The organism is Kitasatospora sp. CB02891 (assembly GCF_002803145.1).
GTDB lineage: Bacteria > Actinomycetota > Actinomycetes > Streptomycetales > Streptomycetaceae > Kitasatospora > Kitasatospora griseola.
Map to the genome: position 1 here is coordinate 320,980 of NZ_NNBO01000005.1, position 16,968 is coordinate 337,947.

General features: G+C 73.3%; 18 protein-coding genes. 13 read left to right on the forward strand and 5 right to left on the reverse strand.

All coding sequences use genetic code 11. From position 1 onward, the window contains the following. Positions 1 to 17 precede the first annotated feature (17 nt). From CG736_RS14480 to CG736_RS14535, 12 genes are all read left to right on the forward strand, one after another. On the forward strand, positions 18 to 1,034 hold the full coding sequence (locus CG736_RS14480; protein ID WP_157815582.1) for a zinc-binding dehydrogenase: 1,017 nt from the start codon (positions 18 to 20) through the stop codon (positions 1,032 to 1,034). Further along, a complete protein-coding gene (locus CG736_RS14485; RefSeq protein ID WP_100586616.1) occupies positions 1,031 to 1,948 on the forward strand; it encodes an ROK family protein in 918 nt (305 codons plus the stop codon). Before CG736_RS14480 ends, CG736_RS14485 begins: the two co-directional genes overlap by 4 nt. Positions 1,949 to 2,052: 104 nt before the next feature. Then, positions 2,053 to 3,063, forward strand: a complete 1,011-nt coding sequence (locus tag CG736_RS14490; RefSeq protein WP_157815583.1) for a phosphotransferase family protein — start codon at positions 2,053 to 2,055, stop codon at positions 3,061 to 3,063. Positions 3,064 to 3,209: 146 nt separating this feature from the next. Next, complete coding sequence (locus CG736_RS14495; RefSeq protein ID WP_100586618.1) at positions 3,210 to 3,734, forward strand: intradiol ring-cleavage dioxygenase; 525 nt, start codon at positions 3,210 to 3,212, stop codon at positions 3,732 to 3,734. An 82-nt stretch (positions 3,735 to 3,816) separates the two neighbouring features. Further along, complete coding sequence (locus CG736_RS14500) at positions 3,817 to 5,085, forward strand: aspartate aminotransferase family protein (protein ID WP_232733990.1); 1,269 nt, start codon at positions 3,817 to 3,819, stop codon at positions 5,083 to 5,085. Next, complete coding sequence (locus CG736_RS14505) at positions 5,085 to 6,023, forward strand: inositol monophosphatase family protein (RefSeq protein WP_232733991.1); 939 nt, start codon at positions 5,085 to 5,087, stop codon at positions 6,021 to 6,023. The genes CG736_RS14500 and CG736_RS14505 overlap by 1 nt, the downstream gene beginning before the upstream one ends. Then, the gene (locus CG736_RS14510) at positions 6,020 to 6,883 is read left to right on the forward strand and encodes a diiron oxygenase (protein WP_100586619.1); all 864 of its coding nucleotides are present in this window, start codon (positions 6,020 to 6,022) and stop codon (positions 6,881 to 6,883) included. Before CG736_RS14505 ends, CG736_RS14510 begins: the two co-directional genes overlap by 4 nt. A gap of 61 nt (positions 6,884 to 6,944) precedes the next feature. Next, a complete protein-coding gene (locus tag CG736_RS14515; RefSeq protein WP_100586620.1) occupies positions 6,945 to 7,823 on the forward strand; it encodes a hypothetical protein in 879 nt (292 codons plus the stop codon). Continuing rightward, on the forward strand, positions 7,820 to 8,860 hold the full coding sequence (locus CG736_RS14520) for a nitronate monooxygenase family protein (RefSeq protein WP_157815584.1): 1,041 nt from the start codon (positions 7,820 to 7,822) through the stop codon (positions 8,858 to 8,860). The genes CG736_RS14515 and CG736_RS14520 overlap by 4 nt, the downstream gene beginning before the upstream one ends. Beyond that, positions 8,853 to 9,098, forward strand: coding sequence for an acyl carrier protein (locus CG736_RS14525; protein ID WP_043907635.1), 246 nt, complete (start codon positions 8,853 to 8,855; stop codon positions 9,096 to 9,098). The genes CG736_RS14520 and CG736_RS14525 overlap by 8 nt, the downstream gene beginning before the upstream one ends. Next, a complete protein-coding gene (locus tag CG736_RS14530; RefSeq protein WP_100586622.1) occupies positions 9,099 to 9,608 on the forward strand; it encodes an MOSC domain-containing protein in 510 nt (169 codons plus the stop codon). Positions 9,609 to 9,751: 143 nt separating this feature from the next. Then, a complete protein-coding gene (locus CG736_RS14535) occupies positions 9,752 to 10,015 on the forward strand; it encodes a hypothetical protein (protein WP_100586623.1) in 264 nt (87 codons plus the stop codon). Positions 10,016 to 10,018: 3 nt separating this feature from the next. On the opposite strand, the gene CG736_RS14540 is transcribed toward CG736_RS14535, so the two are convergent. Together CG736_RS14540 and CG736_RS14545 are read right to left on the reverse strand one after the other, a co-directional pair. Beyond that, positions 10,019 to 10,291 (reverse strand): hypothetical protein, encoded by a 273-nt coding sequence (locus CG736_RS14540; protein ID WP_100586624.1) that lies wholly within the window; start codon positions 10,289 to 10,291, stop codon positions 10,019 to 10,021. A gap of 158 nt (positions 10,292 to 10,449) precedes the next feature. Further along, the gene (locus CG736_RS14545) at positions 10,450 to 10,848 is read right to left on the reverse strand and encodes a hypothetical protein (protein WP_100586625.1); all 399 of its coding nucleotides are present in this window, start codon (positions 10,846 to 10,848) and stop codon (positions 10,450 to 10,452) included. Positions 10,849 to 11,014: 166 nt separating this feature from the next. Here CG736_RS14545 and CG736_RS14550 point away from each other — a divergent pair, with 166 nt between their 5' ends. Then, positions 11,015 to 11,980 carry an SDR family oxidoreductase gene (locus CG736_RS14550; protein WP_100586626.1) on the forward strand — a complete coding sequence of 322 codons (966 nt, stop codon included), beginning with the start codon at positions 11,015 to 11,017 and terminating at the stop codon, positions 11,978 to 11,980. Here CG736_RS14550 and CG736_RS14555 read toward each other — a convergent pair. The 3 genes from CG736_RS14555 to CG736_RS14565 form a co-directional block, all read right to left on the reverse strand. Next, a complete protein-coding gene (locus CG736_RS14555; protein WP_100586738.1) occupies positions 11,971 to 13,044 on the reverse strand; it encodes a YafY family protein in 1,074 nt (357 codons plus the stop codon). The two genes, CG736_RS14550 and CG736_RS14555, sit on opposite strands and share 10 nt — an antisense overlap. 663 nt (positions 13,045 to 13,707) lie before the next feature. Beyond that, the gene (locus tag CG736_RS14560) at positions 13,708 to 15,267 is read right to left on the reverse strand and encodes a long-chain fatty acid--CoA ligase (protein WP_100586627.1); all 1,560 of its coding nucleotides are present in this window, start codon (positions 15,265 to 15,267) and stop codon (positions 13,708 to 13,710) included. A 7-nt stretch (positions 15,268 to 15,274) separates the two neighbouring features. After that, positions 15,275 to 16,819: a class I adenylate-forming enzyme family protein gene (locus CG736_RS14565; protein ID WP_100586628.1), complete on the reverse strand. Its 1,545-nt coding sequence runs from the start codon at positions 16,817 to 16,819 to the stop codon at positions 15,275 to 15,277. Between the last annotated feature and the right edge of the window lie 149 nt (positions 16,820 to 16,968).

Consider the following 16,968-nt stretch of genomic DNA (forward strand, 5'->3'; position numbering starts at 1 on the left):
ACCACCCGCGTCCGGAGGTGTCCGGACGCGACGACGTCGTGGTGAGGGTGGTGGGGACGGGGATCTGCGGCACGGACCGCAAGATCCTGCTGGGCCGCTTCCCGGCCAGGCCCGGCGTGGTCCTCGGGCACGAGTCGGTCGGCGTGGTGGAGGCGGTCGGAGCGGACGTGGCGTCCGTCCGCCCCGGCGACCGGGTCGTGGTCAATCCGACGCTGTACTGCGGCAGTTGCCCGCCCTGCCGGCGGGGCGCGACCAACCACTGCCGGAACAAGCGGGGCACCGAGGTCGGTGTCGACCGCGACGGCACGTACGCCGACCACGTGGTGCTGCCGGAACGGTTCACCGAGCGGCTGCCGGGCGCCCTCGCGTTCCGGCGGGCCGTGCTGGTGGAGCCGCTGGCCTGCGTCCTGAACAACGTGCTCGCCGCGGACGTGGGCTACGGCGACACCGTGGCCGTGCTGGGCTCCGGGCCGATCGGCCTCCTCACCGCCCTGGTCGCCGCCCGCCGCGCCCGCCGGGTGGTGATCGCGGAGTCGGACCCGTACCGGCTGGCCGTCGCCGGATCGCTGGTCGACCGGACCGTCGACGCCGGCGGGCCGAACCCGCTCGAAGCGGTGGTCAAGGCCGGGGACGGACGCCGGCCCGACGTCGTGTTCGACACCACCGGGGTCGCCGTCGAGCCCGCACTGCAACTGGTGGCCGACGGCGGCCGGGTCGTCGCCATGGGCTTCGACGACGGCTACCGGCCCCGGATCAGTCCGCTGTACCTGACCAACCACGGCGTCAGCCTGATCGGGGCCGGCGACTACCGGGCGGACACCTTCCCGATCGCGGTCGACCTGATCGGCGACCTGCCGCTGGAGCCGCTGGTCACCCACGAGTTCCCGCTCGACCGCTACCAGGACGCGTTCGCGCTGCTCTCCGCGGGCGCCGACGGCGCGGGCCACGGCACCGGGTACGGCGCGATGAAGGTCGTCATCCGGTCCGACTCCGCCCCGGTGGGCCCGGACGGCTGGCCGGAGGCCGCCGCATGAGCCCGCGTCGGGCGCTGTACGGCTCGGTCGAGTCGGGCGGCACCAAAGTCGTCTGCCTGGTGGGGACCTCGCCCTCCGCGGTGGTGGCCCAGGCCCGGTTCCCCACCGGGGCGCCCGGCGAGACCCTGGCCCGCGTCGTCGACTTCTTCGGCCGGGCGACGCAGCGGCACGGACCGCTGGCCGCCATCGGCGTCGCCTCGTTCGGCCCGCTGGAGCTGCGCCCGAACCTCCCGACGTACGGATTCACCACCGACACGCCCAAACCGGGCTGGGTCGACGTCGACGTACTCGGCTCGCTGGCAAGGGAGTTGAAGGTACCGATCGGCATCGACACGGACGTCAACGGCGCAGCCCTCGGCGAAGGACGGTGGGGTGCCGCGCGAGGGCTCGACACCTACGTGTACCTCACCGTCGGGACCGGCATCGGCGGCGGTGCGATCGTCGGCGGACGGCCCGTCAGGGGACTGGTCCACACCGAGATGGGGCACGTGGCGGTGAGCCGGCGGCCGGGCGACGACTTCCCGGGCAACTGCCCCTTCCACGGCGGCTGCCTGGAAGGCATGGCCGGCGGCACCGCCGTCGCGGACCGGTGGGGGAGGCCCGCGGAGCAGCTGACCGGGGACGAGCTGCACCGGGCGGTCGAGCTCGAAGCCGGCTACCTGGCCGAGGGGCTGCGCAGCATCGTCTACTGCACCGCGCCCGAGCGGATCGTGATCGGCGGCGGCATGTCGGTGCTCCCCGGGCTGCTTCCCGCGGTGCGGGCGGAACTGCTCAAGCAGCTCGGCGGGTACCCGGGGCTGCCCGAACAGGCCGCCGACGACTTCGTCGTGCCGGCGGAGCTCGGTGCGATGGCCGGTCCGGCCGGCGGCCTCGTCCTGGCGTTCCGGGCCGAGGCGCAGCACGACACCCGCTGACCGCACGGCGGGAGGCGGTCCGCGTTCGGCCGGGACCCGGGCGCAGCAGGGCCCCGGTGTGGCGCGCCCGAAAGCACGCGGACGGCAGGAAGGATGACGGAGTGGTGACGACCGACCCCATCGAGCTCGACGTCGGCACGCGCGCCTGGCTGCACGGCGAGGCCCTGCCCGGGGAGCGCGTCCAATGCGCCAGGCGGCTTCTCGGCGGGTGCAACAACGAGCTGATCCTGCTGGTGACCGAGGCGGACGGGCGCTACGTGCTGCGCCGCTTCCGGCCCGGCGGGGAGAGCGGGGTCCGGCGCAACACGTGCGAGGTCGAGGCCGCGCTGCTGCGGCGCCTGTCCGGCCGGCTTCCCCTGCCCGAGCTGGTGGCCGCCGACCCGGACGGCGCGGCCACGGGGTGTCCGTCCCTGGTCTACCGCTACATCCGGGGTGTTCCGCTGGCCGAGGCGCTGGCGGACGCCTCCGGACCGGCCGCCGCGGACCTGGGCCGGGCGGTCGGCGCGGCCCTGGCCCGGGTCTCCGAATGGGAACTGCCCCGGCCCGGCCGCTTCGAGGAGGCGTCGTTGGTTCCGCAGCCGCCGGACGGTCAAAGCGACCTGCGGGCCTTCGTGGACCACTGCCTGGCGGTCGCGGAGCGACGCCCCCCGTCGGAGGGCCGGCTCAGCGCGTCGGACGCCCGGACGCTCAGCCGGCTGGCCGAACGGGCCGCGCCGCTCTGCGCCCGCGCCGCCGCCGACCACCGGCTCGTCCACAACGACTTCAATCCCAAGAACCTGCTGGTCGGACCGGGCCGCGACGGGTGCTGGGAGGTCGCCGCCGTCCTCGACTGGGAACTCGCCTTCAGCGGCCCGCCGCTGATGGACGTCGGCAACATGCTGCGCTTCGAGGACGAGTACCCGCCGGACTACTCCCGGGCGTTCCTGGCCGGCTTCCGGGACGGCGGCGGGCTGCTGCCCGACGACTGGCGGCGCACCAGCCGGGCCCTGGACCTGTTCGCCCTGGCCGACATCCTGACCGCCCCGCCGGACCGCCGGGTGTTCGACCGGGTCCGCGCCGTCATGCTGCGCCGCGCGGCCGCGGAGAACGTCCTCGGCCGCCCTGTTCCGCGCTGATTCCCGGCCCGTTCGCATTATTGACACGGCCGCCCCGCGAGAGACATTCTGAGCGGACCGGAATTCGGTGCGTCGAATTCCGGCAGAACTTTCCGTCGGCTTCTTCGGCGGTCGCTGTGAAACGACCCGATGGAAGGCAGGAAACGGTGGGAGAAAATCCCGAGAACGATGTCCTGATCATCACTCCCGACGTCAAGTGCAACGGCATCCCGCCGACCCCGGCGCAGACCGAGGGCCCGTACTACAAGCCGGCCACACCGTTCAAGACGAGCTTCCGGTCTGACGTCCCGACCGGGACCCCCATGGTGCTGTCGGGCCGGGTCGTGGACCCGGACGGCAAGCCGATCGGGGGCGCCCTGCTGGACTTCTGGCAGGTCGGCGACGAGGGCGTGTACGACGAGGAGGGGTTCACCCTCCGCGGGCACCAGTTCGCCGACGAGGAGGGGAACTGGCGGCTGGAGACCGTCCTGCCGGCCGAGTACCCGGGCCGGACGCGGCACCTGCACGTGAAGGTGCAGCCGCCCGGCGGCGGCGTCCTGACCACCATGCTGTACTTCCCCGGCGAGCGCCGGAACCGGCTGGACAAGTATTTCCGCCCCGAATGCCTGATGGACGTCCAGGAAACCCCGGAGGGGTGGCTGGCGAGTTTCACCTTCATTCTGCCCGCCTGATCGGTTCCGGGACGCTGTCGGTCGTCGAACGAGGGCCTGCGCATTCTTTTCGGGAAGTGTCGGTTCGGCCTCGGGAGGAATTGTGGAAGACGCACGGAAGATCGAGGACCTGATCTACTACCAGGTCAGCGAGTACAAGATGCGGCACGGCGAGGGCATCCACCTCTACGACGCCGACGGCAGGGCGTACATCGACTGCGCCTCGGGGACGTTCAACCTCAGCCTCGGCTACGGGCACCCCGAGATCGTCAAGGCCATGCGCGAACAGGCCGACCTGCTGGTCCACGCCACCTCGACGTTCCGGACCGAGCCGGTGGACCGGCTGGTGCGCCGGCTGGTCGCGGTGTCGCCGCCGAACCTCACCCGGGTCCACCTGAAGGTCTCGGGCGGCGCGACCGCCAACGAGGGCGCCGTGAAGATGGCCCAGGTGCGCACCGGACGGCGGGAGGTGATCACGCTCTTCCGCAGCCACCACGGCCAGACCGTGCTGACCACCGCCATGTCCGGCGAGGCCTTCCGCCGGGCGCCGTTCCCGACGCTGGTCGCCGGCATCACGCACGTCCCGGACCCGTACTGCCTGCGCTGCTTCTACCGGCAGAGCCCCGACAGCTGCGGCCTGCTGTGCGCGGAGCGGATCAACGACTTCATCGACCACGCCTCGTCGGGCAGTGTGGCCTGCATCGTCGTGGAGCCGGTGTCCGGCTCGGGCGGCAACATCGTGCCGCCGGACGGCTACCTCGCGGCGCTCCGCCGGATCTGCGACGAACGCGGCATCGTCCTGGTCTTCGACGAGGTGCAGACCGGCATCGGCCGCACCGGCCACATGTTCGCCGCCGACCACTTCGGCGTGCGGCCGGACATCATCACCACCGCCAAGGGCCTGGGCGGCTCCGGCGCGCAGGTCGCCGCGATCCTCACCAGCGAGGAACTCGCGGGCCTGGACGGCGAGTACCACTCGTTCACCTACGGCGGCAACGTGCTGGCCGCCGCCGCAGCGGACAAGACCCTGGAGATCGTCTCCCGCCCGGAGTTCCTGGCACACGTCCGGACCGTCGGCGCCCACCTGATGGAGCGGCTGCGCGACCTGGCGACGCGGTACCCCCGGATCGGCGACGTCCGCGGACTCGGGCTGATGATCGGTCTGGAGCTGGTCGACCGGGACGGCCGGCCGGACACCCCGCTGACCCTGCACCTCGCCCACCGCGGCATGGACCACGGCCTGATCCTGCGCACCTCCCGCTACGGGCGCGGGAACGTCCTGAAGATCCGGCCGCCGCTGATCATCACCACCGAGGAGGCGGACCTCCTCTGCGACCGGCTGGAGACCCTCTTCGCCGCGGAGGCGACCTGATGACCGACATGCTGGACTACCTGCTCGGTCTCGCCCGGCTGGTCCGCGACGAGATCACCGCCGGCCGGGCCCGGTCCGAGAACCGCGGCGTCCGCGGCCACTCGCCGGGCGGCGACGCCCAGTTCGGCATCGACGACGTCGCCGAACGGGCTGTCTGGAAGTACGTCGTCGAGCACGACCTGCCGGTCGCCGTGTTCTCCGAGGACCGCGGTCTGCGCACCCACGGCCGCGACCCCGAACACCTGCTGGTGGTCGACCCCATCGACGGCACCCGGCCCGCCGTGGCCGGCCTGGAGTCCGCCACCGTGTCCGTCGCGGTCGCCCGGCTCGGCGACCGCCCCCGGATCGCGGACGTCGAGCACGCCCTGCTGATGGAGTGGAAGACCGGCGCCCACCTGTACGCCGAACGCGGCGTCCCCGGGGTGGTGGCGCACGGGTACGACCACCCCGTGCCCGCGCCGACCCGGACCACCGACCTCTCCCGGATGTTCTGGTCGCTGGAGTTCAACGGCCACCCCGCCCGGCTGATGACCGAGGCCTACGGGCACCTCATCGACCTCTCGGCCAACACCGGCGGCGTGTTCGTCTTCAACAGCGCCACCTGGTCCATCTCGCGCCTGATCACCGGTCAGCTAGACGCGTACGTCGACATCGGCAACCGGCTGCTGCGCGACGACCCCGCGCTGCTCGGCGAGTTCCGACGGGTCGGCAACGGGCGGGTGCTGCACCTGTTCCCGTACGACATCGCCGCCGCGGTGCTGCTGGCCGAGCAGGCCGGCCTGGTCATCACCGACGCGTACGGGCAGCCGCTCGGCGACACCGCGCTCACCGAACTGGACGTCGCCAACCAGCGGTCCTGCGTGGCGGCGTCCACCCCCGAGCTCCACCGAAAGCTGCTGGACGGCATCGCCTGGCGGACCCCCGGGCAGCGGGCATGACGGACGACACCGAATTCCGGCAGCTCCTGGAGCGGCTCTCGGCCCGGGCCAGCAGCGACTACTACAACCCGTACACCACCTTCGACTGGCCGGCCGAACTCCCCGAGGACGAGCCCTGGTTCTCGCCCGAGCTGCTGTCCGTCCACGGCACGGAGTACGCCGAACGGCTCGCCCCGGACCAGCTGCGGGCACTGGGCCGCGGGGAGAGCATCAACTTCTACAGCCTGAACGTCCACGGCATCAGGGAACTGCTCATCGAGGTGATGCGGCGGATCCACACCCCCGGCTTCGAGATCCCGTCCGAGTTCTTCCACCACTTCATCGGTGAGGAGAACGAGCACATGTGGTTCTTCGCGACGTTCTGCCTCAAGTACGGCGGCCGGATCTACCCGGAGAAGCGGCTGAAGCTGTCCGTCCCCGCCGACGACCCGGTCCGGGAGAACTTCCTGGTCTTCGCCCGCATCCTGCTGTTCGAGCAGATCGTCGACCACTACAACGTGCGGCTGGCCGCGGACGAACGGCTGCACCCGACCATCCGGCAGCTGAACCGGATCCACCACCAGGACGAGAGCCGGCACATCGCCTTCGGGGCCCGGCTGGTCCAACTGCTCTGGCAGCGGCTGCTGGAGACCGGACCGGACGAGGACGACCGCCGGGCCATCGGCCAGTACCTGGCGGGCTACCTGTCCGCGAGCATCGGCTCCCTCTACAACCCGGCCGTCTACCGGGACGCCGGGATCCCGGACGGACTCGCCTTCCGCAAGCGACTGCTGGACCACCCGGCGCGCCGGGCCGAGCACCAGCGAGTGCTCCGCAAGTCCCGGGACTTCCTCCGGCGGATCGGCGTCCCGGAGGCATGAACCGGCTCCGCGCCGCCCCCTCGCTCCACCCGCACCTTCGACCACCGTCCGGAGGAGGACGATGTCCCACACCGACCGTGCCGCGGCCCCGCCCGGCGCCCGCACCGCCTGGTCCGCCCAGGACGGCCTCGCGACGCTCCGAGGCCCCGCCACCGGCCTGCTGCACGCGCTCGACGACGTCCTCACGGGCTGGGCGACCGCCCGCGGCGCCGAGCCGATGACGCTGCCGCCCCTGCTGCCCGCCGCCGAACTCCGGAAACTGGACTACTTCCAGAACTTCCCGCACCTCGGCAGCACGGTCAGCCGGATCCGGCCCGACCGGCTCGACCAGGACAGCGCCAAGGCCGAAGCCGACCCGGTCCCCGCCCACGACCTCTCCGACGCCACCCACCTGCTGCCGTCCGCCGCCTGCTACGGGGCGTTCCTGCACCTCGCCGACCGCTCGCTCGGCCGGGACCCGGCCCTGGTGACCACCGTCGCCCACTGCTACCGCAACGAGGACCACCACGACGGCCTGCGCCGGCTCTGGGGGTTCACCATGCGCGAGATCGTCTGCCTCGGCAGCCAGGACGCCGTCCGCGCGCACCTGGACCACTACCGGACGGCGGTGGCAGCCTTCGCCGACCGCCTCGGCGTCGAACTGCGCCGTGCCCCGGCCAGTGACCCGTTCTTCCGGCGCGACAGCCCGCGCGCCGTGCTCCAGGTCCTCGCGCCGGTCAAGGAGGAGTTCCTCGCCCCCGACGGCACCGCGGTGGCCTCGCTCAACAACCACCGCAACTTCTTCGGTGAACGCTGCCTGATCCGGTACGACGGCAGGCCCGCCTTCACCGGATGTGTCGCCTTCGGCCTGGAACGCTGGCTGCACGTCCTGGACCTGCGCTTCGACGGGGACCTCGGCGCCGCCCGGGACGCGGTGGTCGCGGCCGGAGCGCCCCGGTGACCGGGCCGGCGCCGCGCCCGACGCGGCTGGAGCGGCGCCTCGGGGTGACCGTCCCGCTGCTCCAGGCCGGCATGGGCGGCGTCGCCGGGCCCGAGCTGTGCGCCGCCGTCTCCCGGGCGGGCGCCGGCGGCGTCCTCGGCCTGTACAAGGAACCCCCCGAACGGATCCGCCGACTGATCGCCGACACCGCCGCGCGGACGGACCGGCCGTTCGGGATCAACCTGGTGCCCGAGGTGCTGTCCCCGGACCGGTGCCGGGCCCAACTCGACGCGGCTGTCGGCGTCCTGCCGGAGCGGGCGTTCGTGACGTTCTACGGGCTGCCCGCACCGGACCTGCCGGCGGCGGCCGGCCGGGCCGGGCTGCCGGTGGTGGTCCAGGTCGGCACCGCGCACGCCGCCGGCCGGGCCCTCGAACAGGGGGCCGACGTCGTCGTGCTCCAGGGCGTCGAGGCGGGCGGGCACCTCCTCGGCACCCTGCCCGCCCTGCCACTGCTGCGGGCCGTCCGCCGGGACCACCCCGACGCCGTCCTCGCCGTCGCGGGCGGCATCGCCACCGGCGCCGACCTCGCCCGGGCCGTCGCCGAGGGCGCCGACGGGGCGATGGCCGGCAGCGTCTTCGCCGCGGCCCGGGAATCCGAGGCGCACCCGGCGTTCAAACGCCGGATCGTCGCGGCCGGGGCCGCGGACACCGTGGTGACGACGGTCTTCGACATCGGCTGGCCGAACCGGCCCCACCGGGTCCTGCGCAACGCGCTGACCGGGCCCGGCCCCCGGCTGTCCGCCCGGTTCATCGCCACCGCCGCCGGCCCGGACGGCCGGCGGCTGCCCGTCCCGCGGTACAGCGCCGCCGTGCCGTCCGTCCGCACCGAGGGCCGGATCGAGGACATGGCGATGTACTGCGGCGACACCTGCGAACGGATCACCGCCGTCGAACCCGCCGCGGTCCTGGTGGAGCGCATCCGCACCGAGTACCGCCGCGCGCACCGCCGCACCCGCCCCGAGCCGGACCGTCACGAAGGAGAGTGCCACGGTGAATGACTCCCTCAAGCCGGTGGTCGACTGGCTGCGCGCCCGCAACCCGGCGCTCGGCGAGATCCCCGCAGACCTCGACCTGATCGAGAACCGGATCGTCGACTCGCTCGCCTTCATGGAGTTCATCCTGTTCCTGGAGGACCTCGTCGGCCGTGAACTGAGCGTCACCGAACTGAGCGCCGACCAGTTCCGCACGCTGCACGCCATCGAGGAGAACTTCCTCGCGGGAGAGGGGAGTCGCTGAATGTGGCAGGGCACGGCGGTCTCGCTCCACCTCGCGCCGACCCACGGCGCGCCCCTCGTCGAGGTGCGGGAGGCCGTCGCCGTCACCGGCCGCGGCCTGGCGGGCGACCGCTACTTCCAGGACCGCGCGGGCGACGCACCACGCGGCCGGGCCCCCGGCCGGGCCTCCCGCGTCTGCGAGATCTCCCTCCTCGACATCGAAGCCCTCACGGCGCTGGAACGCGAGCACCGGATCCACCTCACCCACTCCGAGGCGCGCCGGAACGTGGTCTGCCGCGGCGTTCCGCTGACCGAACTCGTGGGCCTGGAGTTCACCGTCGGAGACCGGGTGCGCCTGCTCGGCATCGCACTCAGCGAGCCCTGCGCCCGGCTCGAACAGCTCACCAGCCCCGGCGTCCTGCGCGGCCTCGTCCACCGCGGCGGCCTGCGCGCCCGGATCCTCGAAGGCGGCCTCCTGCGCACCGGCGACCCGATCCGCCCGGCAGCGCCGGGCATCGGCACCGGGAGCTGACAGCTCGTCAGGAAAGGTCGGCCGGTCGGTGGGGCGTACGCAGGCGACCGTGCCGCAGACCCGATGTGACCCGGCGTCATCCCTCTTGACCGGACGGGTCTCCCCGGTGGCCACCTGCCGCGAACAGGGCAACGCTCGACACCATGGCGATCATCGTGCTGTTCGAGGGCCGGCCCGGCGGGGAGGCCGGCCCGGGCGTCGCGGAGCCCGCCGTGGTGGCGGTGCACGCCGCGGGATCCGACCCGGACGTGCCCGAGGACCCGCTGCCGGCGACGTTGTGCGGCCGGGACACCGTGCCGATGGAGCACGCCCACTACCGGCGCACCGCCCCCGGACAGCCCTGGTGTCCGCCCGAGTTCGCCGCGCAGCGGTGCCCGGAGTGCGCGTGGGCACTGCGCGAGCTGTGACGGTCAGGGCGTGTCGCCCGCCCAGTCCCACCGGAGCGGGTCGGCGGGGCGGGGTTCGTAGTGCGTGCGACCCCCGCCGCCGTAGTGGCCGAGCTCGGTGACCAGCGCGGCCCCGCAGTCGAGTTCGTCGCCCGTCCAGCCGGTGACGTCCAGCAGCAGGCCGTCGAGCGGGCCGCCGACCAGCTCCCGGTAGTCGCGGCCCGGGCGGGGGCCCGGATCGTCGTGCTCGGCGCCGTACACCCGGCCGCGCAGCAGTTGCTCGTCATGCTCGTCCATGCCGCCCAGCCTGGCACCGCCGACCGACAGCGCAGGCGTTCACCGGCACGGAGCCCGCAGGCAGGGCCGGGGCGGTGCCGGCGGCGAGCAGGTGCTCGCCGCCATCCGGGCAGCGGTTGCTCCGGCGGGATCGCGGCCCGACCCGGCCGTCCGTGGGGTCAGCGCACCAAGGACGCGTGCAACGCATCGAACATGTCGCGGAGTTCGCCGACGTCGATGGGATTGATTTCCATCTGCAGATGGCACACGTCGTCGTCACCGTTGGGAGTCAGCCGCACGAAGAAGGCGAACCCGTCCCCGACGGGTACGGCGCTCAGCACCAGCGGGTTGTTGCGACCCGGAGTCACTGCCGCCGAGAATCGAGAGTCCGAGCGCAGGTGGGAGCGCATCTGCGCGGCGAAGTCCGAGACTTCGTCCCCGGTGAGGCGGGCGGTGAAGTCGGCCGACAGCGATGAGCACCAGTCGGCGGTGACCTGCCAGCTGTCCTCGCCGGCCTGCACCAGCTCCAGCCACGCTCCACCGCTGCCGAGGCGTATCCGCGGCGTTTCCATCGTCATGCCCTCCGACCCTCGCACCCTGGCCGGTGATCCTACCGAGGCGGAACCCGGGCGGTCACAGCACCAGCCCAGCCCGGCCCCACCCGGTGGTGTCGATGTCGCGGGCAAGTTGTGCAGGAATTAAAGGTGACGGTTCTTGTCACCTTTGGCGGCGATCGTTGAAGGCATGGAGAACACGAACGATGTCCCGTCCCGCGACAGCCTCCCCGCCCGCCCGCTGGCGGGCCGGATCGTCCTGGTGGCGGGGGCGACCCGGGGTGCGGGACGGGCGCTGGCGGTGGAGTTGGGCAGGGCGGGGGCGACGGTCTACGTGACCGGACGGACGACTCGCGAGCGGGTGAGCGAGGTGGGCCGGGAGAGCGAGACGATCGAGGAGACGGGGGAGTTGGTGACGGCGGCCGGCGGGGTGGGGATCGCGGTTCCCACCGACCATCTGGACGAGGGACAGGTGCGGGCGCTGTTCGGGCGGATCGAGGAGGAGCAGGGGCGGCTCGACGTCCTGGTCAACGACCTGTGGGGCGGTGAGCGCCTGACGGCCGAGTCGATCTTCGGGAAGAAGAGCTGGGAGACGCCGCTCGCCGACGGGCTGCGGATGCTGGAACTGGGCGTGCGCTCGCACGTGATCACGGCGGCGCTCGGCCTGCCGCTGCTGGTGCGGTCGGCCGCACCGCTGCTGGTGGAGGTCACCGACGGCACGGCGGCGACCAACCGCCGGTACCGGGAGAACCTGTACTACGACCTGGCGAAGAACGCGCCGATCCGGATGGCCTTCGGGCTGGGTGAGGAGCTGGCGGAGTACGGCGGTGCGGCGGTGTGCGTGACGCCGGGCTTCCTGCGCTCCGAGCAGATGCTGACGCACTTCGGCGTGGCGGAGGAGAACTGGCGGGACGTCATCACGGTCGAGCCGGCCTTCGCGATCGCGGAATCGCCGCAGTACCTCGCCCGCGGGGTGGCCGCGCTGGCCGCGGACCCGCGGCGGGCCGAGCGGTGGAACCGGAAGTCGACGTCCAGCGCCGAACTCGCCCGGGTCTACGGCGTCACGGACGTGGACGGCAGCAGGCCGGACGCCTGGGCGTACTTCGAGGCGGTGGGCGAGCGGGGCGATTCGGTCTCGGCGGACGACTACCGCTGACACTCGGCGGGGCCGCCGTCCGGGACCCGGTCCGGGACGGCGGCGGCATCCCCGGCGGTCCCGCCGCCCGCGCCCTCGTCGCAGTAGAGCGCGGCGAAGGCCCGGGCGTGCCGGGCGAGACGGGCGCGGAGCGCGGGCGGGGCCAGTACCTCGGCCTCCGCGCCGAGCGAGGCCAGTTCGGCGAACGCGATCTCCTCGGACTCCACGGCCAGTTCGAGGGTGACGCGGCCGGCGGGGTCCGCGGGCGGGGCGGCGGCCAGCGCCCGTCCGGCCGCCGCCCGGTCGGTGACCTCGGGCAGGCGGCGCACGCCCGCCGGGGTGAGCCGGACCGTGACGGTGGCACGCAGCAGCGAGAGGGCGAACCGGGCGCTGTGCTCCTGCCAGTACGCCGCCAGGTCGAAGGACGCCTCGCGGGTGAACGCGTCGTCAACGGGCGTGTGCAGTGCGGTGATCCGGTCGGCGCGCCAGGTGCGGAAGGCGGCGGTCGCGGCACCGGGGATCCGGCCCACCAGGTACCAGACGCCCGCCTTCAGGACCAGCCCGTACGGTTCCACCCGGCGGGCCGTCCCGGGCTCGCGGCCGGGGCGGGCGTAGGCGAACTCGACCGCGCGGTCGGCCCAGAGGGCGCGGGCCAGCTCAGGCAGCAGCTCGGGGGTGGACGGCTCGCGGAACCAGGCCGGCGCGTCCAGGTGGAAGCGCCGGGCCGAGGACTCGGCGGCCGCCCGCAGCGAGGGCAGCAGGGTGGCGGAGAGTTTCAGCCGGGCGGTGCCGGCCGCGTCGGAGAGCCCGAGGTCGCGCAGCGCGGAGGGCAGGCCGGACAGGTAGAGGGTCTCGGCCTCGGTGGGGTGCAGCGTGGTCAGGCGGGTGCGGTGGCCGGGAGCGAGCCGGTAGCCGCCGGTCCGGCCGCGCTCCGACCGGACCGGGACCCCGGCCTCCTGGAGCGACTGGACGTCGCGGATGACGGTCCGCTCGGACACCTCCAGCTCCCGGGCCAGCTCGGCGGCGGTCAGACCGGGGGTGGACTGCAGCAGGAGGGCCATGCGGATCAGTCGGGCGGCACGCATGCACACCAGCATCCCCGATCCGCGGGCTCGGCAGTCGCGCGGGGCAGGACCGCACGGCGGTGCCCGCTCCTGTTCGCCGGGCAGTGGCGGTGTCGGCCAGGTGCCCGCCGAGATCGAGGGCGAGGGTGAGGGTGAGGTCGGGTTCCGGGTGCGGCGGCGGGTACGAGACGAGGTCCAGGGGCATCGCCGGGCACAGGCCACCTCCCCCGGGAACGGCGCGACCGCGTACGGCCGGGAGTCGCCGGAGGGCGGAAGCCTGCGCTGCCTTGTCTTCGACCGCAGCCGCGTCGGTCGAGGTCGAGGCTGCTGCGGCTCGCCGTTCTGTCCGGGTGGCCGGTCGGTGCCGGCCGTCGGAGGAAGGTGGTGTGCGGTCTCGACGGCAGCGTTCGCGGTGTGCCGGCCGGCGGCCTCGTGCGGCAGGTCTGCGCCGGGGTCACCGGGCCGGCAGGCCGACGCGATCCGGCGTGCGGCCGTCCGGTTCGATGCCACCGTCACCTGCGGAAACCCGTCCCAGCGGGTCGACCGGGACCCCGGCTTCCGGGACGGGTTCCGCACGGTGACTGCTTCTGCGCACGGGAATCGGCGTGGCCGCCCCGGCCGGGGCGGCCACGCGTCCCGCCCGCCCATCTGCCGTCCCGAACGGTCGGCGAATCGCCCCGAGGATCAGCGATCAGGCCGGTCCGCGGCGCTCAGCAGGGCGACCAGCTCCCGTTTGAGCACCTTGCCGCTGGCGCCCAGGGGGAAGGCGTCGACGAACTCCACCTGGCGCGGGTACTTGTACGGCGCCATCCGCTCCCTGCACCAGGCGACGATCTCGGCGCCGAGGGCCGGACCCGGCGTGGTGCCGGGGTGGGCCCGCACCACTGCGCAGACCTCCTCGCCGTGGACGGGGTGGGGGAGCCCGATGACGGCCGCCTGGGCGATCGCCGGGTGGTGGGCCAGGACGTCCTCCACCTCGCGCGGGTAGACGTTGTAGCCGCCGCGCAGCACCACGTCCTTCTTGCGGTCGACGATGGAGAGGTAGCCCTCGTCGTCCTTGACGCCGAGGTCGCCCGAGCGGAACCAGCCGTCCACGACGGCCTCGGCGGTGGCCTCCGGCCGGTTCAGGTAGCCGGCCATCACGTTGTGCCCCCGGAAGACGACCTCCCCCGTCTCGCCGGCGGGCAGCAGCTCGATCCGGTCCGCCACCTCGGCCCGGGCGATCTCGACCTCGACGCCCCAGATCGGCCGGCCCACCGTGCCGGGCTTGAGCGGCCACGCCTTCTGGTTGTAGGCCACCACCGGGGACGCCTCGGTCAGCCCGTACCCTTCGAGGACCGGGCAGCCGAACGTCTCCTGGAACGCGTCCAGGACCGCCACCGGCAGCGCGGCGCCGCCGGAGAACGCGCGGTCGAGCGCGGGCCTGCGCGGGTCGGCGCGGGCCGCGTCGAGGAGCGCCGTGTACATCGTCGGGACCCCCATGAACATGGTGCAGCCCTCCCGCACCATGAGCTCCAGTGCGCCCGGTCCGTCGAACCGCGGCATCAGCACCAGGGTCGCCCCCGCCCGGAAGCAGGTGTTCATGCCGCAGATCTGGCCGAAGGTGTGGAACAGGGGCAGGCAGCCGAGCAGGACGTCGTCCGCGGTGAAGTCGAACGGCGACAGCATGGTCGTGTCGACGTTCATCACCACGTTGAGGTGCGTGAGCTGGGCGCCCTTGGGTCGGCCGGTGGTGCCGGAGGTGTAGAGGACCAGCGCGATGTCCCCGGGGTCGCGCGGCACCTGGCGGTCGATCGGGGTGCTCCGCGCCGCGAGCACGTCCAGCCGCCGGGCGGGGGCGCCCCCGTCCGCTTCCTCCATGACGGTGAGCAGGGGTGTGCCGACCGTCTCCGCCGCCTTGCCGCCCTCGGCCAGCAGCGGGGCGGCGCAGATCAGCGCCGCCGCCCCGGAGTCGCGCAGGACGTACGCGATCTCCTCCGCCCGGAGCAGGGCGTGGACCGGGACCGCGACCGCGCCGAGCGCGAGCACGCCGAAGTAGGCCAGCGGGAAGTGCGGGGTGTTGGGCAGCAGCAGCGCCACCTTGTCGTCGGGGCCGATGCCCCGCGCGCGCAGCACCGCCGCGTACCTCCGCGCCCCGTCCCACAGCTCGCGGTAGGTGATCTTTCGGGTGCCGGACACGATCGCCGGGTGCTCCGGCCGGCGCAGCGCGGACTCGGCGAGGACGGCCGCCACGGAGAGGGTCACGGTGGTCTCACCCGCTCGCTTCCGCGGCCAGCCGCGCCTTGTCCGGTTTGCCGACCCCGGTGAGGGGCAGCGCGGAGCGGACGCGGATCCGCGCGGGGACGTGCTTGGGCGAGACGGTGGCCCGGACGTGTTCCGCCAGTTCGTCGGGGTCGGCCGTGCCCGCGTCGCGCAGCACCACGGCGGCGTGCAGGTACTCGATCCGGTCCCGGTCCCGGACGCAGAACGCGGCGGCCTGCAGCACGTCCGGGTGGGCCAGCAGGGCGTTCTCCACTGTCACCGGATGGATCTTGATGCCGTTGGTCTTGATCACCTCGCCGATCCGGCCGCGCAGGTGGAGGTAGCCGTCGCCGTCGACGAAGCCGAGGTCGCCGGTGTGCACCCAGCCGTCCCGTACGGTCCGGGCGGTGAGTTCGGGCTCGGCCACGTACGCGCTCATGGTGAAGGGCGACCGGACGACGACCTCGCCGGTCTCGCCGGGCGGCAGGTCGCGGTGGTCGTCCGGATCGGTGATCCGGACCCAGTCGGGCATCGGGCGGCCGACCGTGGCCCGCAGCCGGGCGTCGAGGTGCTCGGCGGGCGAGAGCATGCTGACGAAGCCCGCCTCGCTGGTCGCGTACACCTGGAGCAGCACGTCGCCGAAGACCTTGACCGCCTCGGCCAGTCGCTCGGGGGACGCGGGGGAGCCCAGGTAGGTGACCATCTGGAGGCTGGACAGGTCGGTCGAGCCCACGTCCGGGTGGTCCATCAGCAGGTACAGCTGGGGAGGGGAGAGCAGCATCCGGGTGACTCCGTGCCGCGCGATGGACTGCAGCACGTCGCCCGGGTCGAAGCCGTCCCGCAGGACCACCGAGCCGCCGGACGCGAGCGAGTCGTCGGCCGTGGCGCCGCTGGAGTGGCTGAGCGGGAGGCAGGCCAGGTAGACGGACCGCCAGCGCATCTGGAGACCGGCGGAGATGAAGCCGTTGCGGGCCCGGAAGTCGAAGGCGATGCCCTTCGGTTCGCCGGTCGTCCCGCTCGTGTAGGTCACCACCGCGGGCCGGTCGGGTGCGATCCCGAGGCCGGACAGGTCCAGCGCGTCCGGGTCCCCGGCCGTCAGGTCCAGGACGTCGGGGCCGAGGTCGCCGAGGGCGACGAGGGTGAGCGGGGCGCCCAGCCGCTCGCGCAGTTCGCGGGCGGTCGCGAGGTTCTCCGCGTCGACGGCCAGGTGCGTCGCACCGGTGTCCCGGAGGATCTTGAGCTTGGCGCCGGCGGCCAGGTGGTCCGCCGGGTCGACCGCGTTGGTGGTGTGCAGGTGGACCACCGTGGCCCCGACCAGGTTCGCGGCGTACCGCAGGACCAGCGTCGGGGCGGTGTTGGTGACGGTCAGGACGGCGACCACGGCGTCGACGCCGCTCCCGCCGGCCTGCTGGTGCAGGGCCTGTGCGGCCGACCGGACCAGGGCGGTCAGCTCCGCCGCGGTGAGCGTCCGGTCGCGCCAGGACAGGACCACTTTCTCCGGTTCCGCGGAGATTACCTCAAGGATTTGGCTGACGTACGTTTCGTCCGACGGCATGGGAAACTCCAGTGGTGCCGGTCCGAGGAATTTCCGCACACCCTACAACACGCAATGCGGGTCCGCCATGGGGCGTGAATCGGGAAAGCGGATGCGCGGCCGGTTCTCAATTGTCGCAGTCCGCGCCATCGAAGTGATATTTCGCTCTG

Excerpts from the sequence above, each read along its gene's own strand:
- CG736_RS14485 (WP_100586616.1), top strand. The coding sequence starts at position 1,031 with ATGAGCCCGCGTCGGGCGCTGTACGGCTCGGTCGAGTCGGGCGGCACC.
- CG736_RS14505 (WP_232733991.1), top strand. The coding sequence starts at position 5,085 with ATGACCGACATGCTGGACTACCTGCTCGGTCTCGCCCGGCTGGTCCGC.
- CG736_RS14510 (WP_100586619.1), top strand. The coding sequence starts at position 6,020 with ATGACGGACGACACCGAATTCCGGCAGCTCCTGGAGCGGCTCTCGGCC.
- CG736_RS14515 (WP_100586620.1), top strand. The coding sequence starts at position 6,945 with ATGTCCCACACCGACCGTGCCGCGGCCCCGCCCGGCGCCCGCACCGCC.
- CG736_RS14530 (WP_100586622.1), top strand. The coding sequence starts at position 9,099 with ATGTGGCAGGGCACGGCGGTCTCGCTCCACCTCGCGCCGACCCACGGC.
- CG736_RS14535 (WP_100586623.1), top strand. The coding sequence starts at position 9,752 with ATGGCGATCATCGTGCTGTTCGAGGGCCGGCCCGGCGGGGAGGCCGGC.
- CG736_RS14540 (WP_100586624.1), bottom strand. The coding sequence starts at position 10,291 with ATGGACGAGCATGACGAGCAACTGCTGCGCGGCCGGGTGTACGGCGCC.
- CG736_RS14545 (WP_100586625.1), bottom strand. The coding sequence starts at position 10,848 with ATGACGATGGAAACGCCGCGGATACGCCTCGGCAGCGGTGGAGCGTGG.
- CG736_RS14550 (WP_100586626.1), top strand. The coding sequence starts at position 11,015 with ATGGAGAACACGAACGATGTCCCGTCCCGCGACAGCCTCCCCGCCCGC.
- CG736_RS14555 (WP_100586738.1), bottom strand. The coding sequence starts at position 13,044 with ATGCGTGCCGCCCGACTGATCCGCATGGCCCTCCTGCTGCAGTCCACC.
- CG736_RS14565 (WP_100586628.1), bottom strand. The coding sequence starts at position 16,819 with ATGCCGTCGGACGAAACGTACGTCAGCCAAATCCTTGAGGTAATCTCC.